At 54.0% G+C, this 5,000-nt stretch carries 3 protein-coding genes, 4 tRNA genes and 2 rRNA genes (1 of these 9 running past the window's edge); all 9 read right to left on the reverse strand.

Features of this window, described 5'->3' with window-relative positions:
* Positions 1-182, reverse strand: a 182-nt coding sequence (locus tag GH984_RS09325; protein WP_369692035.1) for a GTP-binding protein, incomplete at its 3' end; no start/stop codon positions are given.
* A 47-nt stretch (positions 183-229) separates the two neighbouring features.
* Positions 230-304, reverse strand: a tRNA-Thr gene (locus GH984_RS09330).
* Between the two features lie 9 nt (positions 305-313).
* Positions 314-387: transfer RNA gene (locus GH984_RS09335), tRNA-Gly, on the reverse strand.
* A 75-nt stretch (positions 388-462) separates the two neighbouring features.
* Positions 463-547 (reverse strand) — tRNA-Tyr (locus GH984_RS09340).
* A gap of 57 nt (positions 548-604) precedes the next feature.
* A tRNA-Thr gene (locus tag GH984_RS09345) sits at positions 605-680 on the reverse strand.
* Between the two features lie 39 nt (positions 681-719).
* Positions 720-1,481 carry a type III pantothenate kinase gene (locus GH984_RS09350; RefSeq protein WP_153719962.1) on the reverse strand — a complete coding sequence of 254 codons (762 nt, stop codon included), beginning with the start codon at positions 1,479-1,481 and terminating at the stop codon, positions 720-722.
* On the reverse strand, positions 1,478-2,251 hold the full coding sequence (locus GH984_RS09355) for a biotin--[acetyl-CoA-carboxylase] ligase (RefSeq protein WP_172973210.1): 774 nt from the start codon (positions 2,249-2,251) through the stop codon (positions 1,478-1,480). Before GH984_RS09355 ends, GH984_RS09350 begins: the two co-directional genes overlap by 4 nt.
* A 79-nt stretch (positions 2,252-2,330) precedes the next feature.
* A 5S ribosomal RNA gene (gene rrf / locus GH984_RS09360) occupies positions 2,331-2,447 on the reverse strand.
* A 96-nt stretch (positions 2,448-2,543) separates the two neighbouring features.
* Positions 2,544-5,000: ribosomal RNA gene (locus tag GH984_RS09365) — 23S ribosomal RNA — on the reverse strand (it continues 435 nt past the right edge of the window).

A 5,000-nucleotide genomic window follows, 5' to 3' on the forward strand; every position in this document is an offset into this window, starting at 1 on the left:
ATACCACGCTCACGCTCCTCCGGCGCATTGTCAATCTGATCAAACGCACGCGCCTGACCACCAAACTGCTCCGACAACACCTTCGTCAACGCCGCCGTCAACGTCGTCTTACCATGGTCAACATGACCAATCGTGCCAACATTTACATGCGGCTTAGTGCGCTCAAACTTCTCCTTGGACACGATAGATTCTCCCTGCGCTATCCGTTAATCGTTAATCATATTGCTAATGGAGCCCATGCCCGGATTTGAACCGGGGACCTCTTCCTTACCAAGGAAGTGCTCTACCCCTGAGCTACATGGGCCACTCACTCTGGAGCGGGTGATGGGAATCGAACCCACATCATCAGCTTGGAAGGCTGAGGTTCTACCGTTGAACTACACCCGCACACTCTTTCCCGCACGCATGCGGGCATGCCACAACCAGCCGATATTGAACGGCCGAGTCATGGCTGTTTATTCTTGGTGGAGGGAGGAGGATTCGAACCTCCGAAGGCTAAGCCAGCAGATTTACAGTCTGCCCCCGTTGACCGCTTGGGTATCCCTCCAAACTAAGCCGGGTAGTTTGCGGTTTCAGCGGGTTGGCGTCAAGCCTAACGCGTAACTGGAGCTGGCGACAGGAGTCGAACCCGCGACCTGCTGATTACAAATCAGCTGCTCTACCAACTGAGCTACGCCAGCTTTCGCATTTAGCAGCGTAAGATTACCCGGGATCAGCGATCAGGACAATGCAGCAAGGCCTTCCAACACCAAATTGGGGTGAATCGTCGATTCACAACGCATCGCTGCCGCAATCTCTACAGCATCACCTCCCGTTAGAACGACTTGGCATGTCATCTGCTGGGCGTTGTTGGCATTACATACAAGCGCGTCTAAGGCTGCTGCGGTGGCATGAACCCCACCGCTATACAGTGCGGCCCGCGTATTTCTGGCAAACACAGGCGTGTTCTCTACCGAAGCACTTTGACCTGGCCGAAAATCAACCGCCGGCAACTCAGGCGTTATCGCACGCAGGCCAGCTTGCTGGGCCAGCAGCCCGGCCATAATTAAACCACCTTGATGCTGAGCGTTCTCATTGATGAGATCGAAGGTGATCGCACTGCCCGCATCGATAACACACGCAGGCAGGAGATTGCGCGCCCGAGCCCCCACCATTGCCAGCCAACGATCCGCGCCAAGTTGCTCTGGCCTGTCATAGCCAATTTGAACACCGCCACCGTGCCCGCTATTTGGCGTACGCACGCGTTGCACAGGCACACCCCAATGTTCCGCAACCCAATCGTTCACCTGGCTAATCACTGAGTGCTCGATAACGCTGACCAAACGCACGCGATCGGGCGCGCGAATGCCGCCCGCCCAAGCCGACATGGCTTGAAGAAACTGGGCAGGCTCACTGCTTTGAACGTCGCTGACTAGTTTATCGCCGCTTGCCAACGTCCATTTTATTCGGGAATTACCGATGTCGATGAGAAGGGTGTTCATAGGGACTTTAACTGGCAATCGCCACTATAAAAAACGCTTTCACCGGCCGCGGTTGAAACGCGTAGCGCACCTGCAGCGGTAATTCCCACCGCATTGCCTTCCACCACATCACCATTGGGTTGTTCAATTTTTACCGATTGACCATTAAGCACATCAAAAGCCGACCACTGCGCTTGCAGGTTTTGTTCAAGCGCATCAGCGGGCACACTTGTCGCATCTAAAACCGCACGCGCCATTCGACCGATTAGCTCATCACCATCCAACGGATTGGCATCGGACGCCCGAAGGCTATCCAATCCAACGACCGAGCGACCCTGTATGAGTGGGGCAATCTTTGGGGTTGTTGTATTAATGCCCACGCCCACAATTACTGATGGCGCGTGCCGGGAGTCGTAAACACGCTCAACGAGAATACCCCCTAATTTTGCGCCGTTTACCAGTAAATCATTTGGCCACTTAACGCCCACTCCATGAAAGCCCAACGCCTGTAAAACCTGAGCAATTGAGACTCCCACCATCAACGGGAGCGCTGTAGAAAGGCGATCTAAAAAGGTTGTTTCCAGACTCCAATACAAACCGCCTGGGGGTGAGCACCAAACACGCCCATGGCTACCGCGACCACCCGTTTGTTCCTTGGCAACAACTAATCGAGGCAGATCCCCGGAATGGGATTTTAACCAGTCATTCGTACTGTCGACGGTGTCCAGCAGGGTAAGGTCTACCCCTTCCCACTGCTGACCCAACCCTTTTTTTAAAGACGAATGACTCATCGTCTGCATTATCCGCTGTTCTGGGGCTGAAAAAAAGAAAACCCCCGCAGCCAGAAGCTACGGGGGTTTCGTTGTAAGAGCCTGGCGATGACCTACTTTCGCACCACAGCGAGGCGGCACTATCATCGGCGCAACACAGTTTCACTTCCGAGTTCGGAATGGAATCGGGTGGTTCCTATGCGCTATGTTCGCCAGGCAAACCGGTTCTCCATCTCATACCCATGCATGGGATGGAACATTCAGAATGTTGTCGGGCATGCAGACCGATGTTATCTAGTCCGCTTGGGGTTATATGGCCAAGCCACACGGGCAATTAGTACTGGTTAGCTTCATACATTACTGCACTTCCACACCCAGCCTATCAACGTAGTAGTCTTCTACGGCCCTTCAGGAGGATCAAGTCCTCAGGGAGATCTCATCTTGAGGTGGACTTCCCGCTTAGATGCTTTCAGCGGTTATTCCTTCCGCACATAGCTACCCGGCAGTGCCACTGGCGTGACAACCGGAACACCAGAGGTGCGTCCACTCCGGTCCTCTCGTACTAGGAGAAGATCCTCTCAAATCTCCGACGCCCACGGCAGATAGGGACCGAACTGTCTCACGACGTTCTAAACCCAGCTCGCGTACCACTTTAAATGGCGAACAGCCATACCCTTGGGACCTGCTACAGCCCCAGGATGTGATGAGCCGACATCGAGGTGCCAAACTCCCCCGTCGATGTGGACTCTTGGGAGGAATCAGCCTGTTATCCCCGGAGTACCTTTTATCCGTTGAGCGATGGCCCTTCCATACAGAACCACCGGATCACTAAAGCCGGCTTTCGCCCCTGCTCGACTTGTCAGTCTCGCAGTCAGGCACCCTTTTGCTTTTATACTCATAGCGCGATTTCCGACCGCGCCGAGGGTACCTTCGCACTCCTCCGTTACTCTTTGGGAGGAGACCGCCCCAGTCAAACTACCCACCACACACTGTCCCTGACCCGGATAACGGGCCTAGGTTAGAACCTCAAACATGCAAGGGTGGTATCTCAAGGTTGGTTCAATCAGAGCTGGCGCTCCGAAATCATTACCTCCCACCTATCCTGCACAAGCATGTTCAAAGTCCAGTGTGAAGCTGTAGTAAAGGTTCACGGGGTCTTTCCGTCTTGCCGCGGGAACGCTGCATCTTAACAGCGATTTCAATTTCACTGAGTCTCGGGTGGAGACAGCGGGGCCATCGTTACGCCATTCGTGCAGGTCGGAACTTACCCGACAAGGAATTTCGCTACCTTAGGACCGTTATAGTTACGGCCGCCGTTTACCGGGGCTTCGATCAAAAGCTTCGCTCCGAAGAGCTAACCTCATCACTTAACCTTCCGGCACCGGGCAGGCGTCACACCCTATACATCCTCTTACGAGTTAGCAGAGTGCTGTGTTTTTAGTAAACAGTCGCAGCCCCCTGGTCACTGCGGCCTGCTTCGGCTCCATCCGCGAGGGATTTCACCTAGAACAGGCGCACCTTCTCCCGAAGTTACGGTGCTATTTTGCCTAGTTCCTTCACCCGAGTTCTCTCAAGCGCCTTGGGATTCTCACCCTGCCCACCTGTGTCGGTTTGCGGTACGGTCTCAAATGACCTGAAGCTTAGAGGCTTTTCCAGGAAGCATGGCATAAGTGACTTCGCACCCGTGGGTACTCGTCATAACGTCTCAGAATTATGTACCCGGATTTACCTAAGTACACTCCCTACACGCTTAAACCGGGACTTCCGTCACCCGGATCACTTAGCCTTCTCCGTCCCCCCATCGCAGTCATTTGCGGTACAGGAATATTAACCTGTTTCCCATCGATTACGGCTTTCGCCCTCATCTTAGGGGCCGACTAACCCTGCGCCGATTAGCGTTGCGCAGGAAACCTTGGGCTTTCGGCGAGGCGGTTTTTCACCGCCTTTATCGTTACTCATGTCAGCATTCGCACTTCTGATACCTCCAGCGGCCCTCACAGGTCCGCCTTCATCGGCTTACAGAACGCTCCTCTACCACGCAAGCAAGCTTGCGTCCGCAGCTTCGGTACATTGCTTGAGCCCCGTTGAATCTTCCGCGCAGGCCGACTCGACCAGTGAGCTATTACGCTTTCTTTAAAGGGTGGCTGCTTCTAAGCCAACCTCCTGGCTGTCTCTGCCTTCCCACATCGTTTCCCACTTAGCAATGATTTTGGGACCTTAGCTGGCGGTCTGGGTTGTTTCCCTTTTGACGACGAACGTTATCACCCGCCGTCTGTCTCCCGTGATTGTACTTCTCGGTATTCGGAGTTTGCATCGGTTTGGTAAGCTCCTGGGAGCCCCCTAGCCGAAACAGTGCTCTACCCCCGAGAGTAAGACACGAGGCGCTACCTAAATAGCTTTCGAGGAGAACCAGCTATCTCCGAGCTTGTTTAGCCTTTCACTCCGATCCACAGCTCATCCCCTAATTTTTCAACATTAGTGGGTTCGCGCCTCCAGCGAGTATTACCTCGCCTTCACACTGGCCATGGATAGATCGCTCGGTTTCGGGTCTACTTCCAGAGACTGTGGCGCCGGTTAAGACTCGGTTTCCCTACGGCTACCCTATTCGGTTAACCTTGCCACTGAAAGTAAGTCGCTGACCCATTATACAAAAGGTACGCCGTCACCCTTTCGGGCTCCGACTGCTTGTACGCATACGGTTTCAGGTTCTATTTCACTCCCCTCACCGGGGTTCTTTTCGCCTTTCCCTCACGGTACTAGTTCACTATCG

This window comes from Spiribacter salilacus, assembly GCF_009649225.1.
GTDB lineage: Bacteria > Pseudomonadota > Gammaproteobacteria > Nitrococcales > Nitrococcaceae > Spiribacter > Spiribacter salilacus.

Bases quoted from the DNA above. Each gene is read 5' to 3' on its own strand.
- GH984_RS09350 (WP_153719962.1), bottom strand. From the start codon at position 1,481: ATGAACACCCTTCTCATCGACATCGGTAATTCCCGAATAAAATGGACG.
- GH984_RS09355 (WP_172973210.1), bottom strand. From the start codon at position 2,251: ATGAGTCATTCGTCTTTAAAAAAAGGGTTGGGTCAGCAGTGGGAAGGG.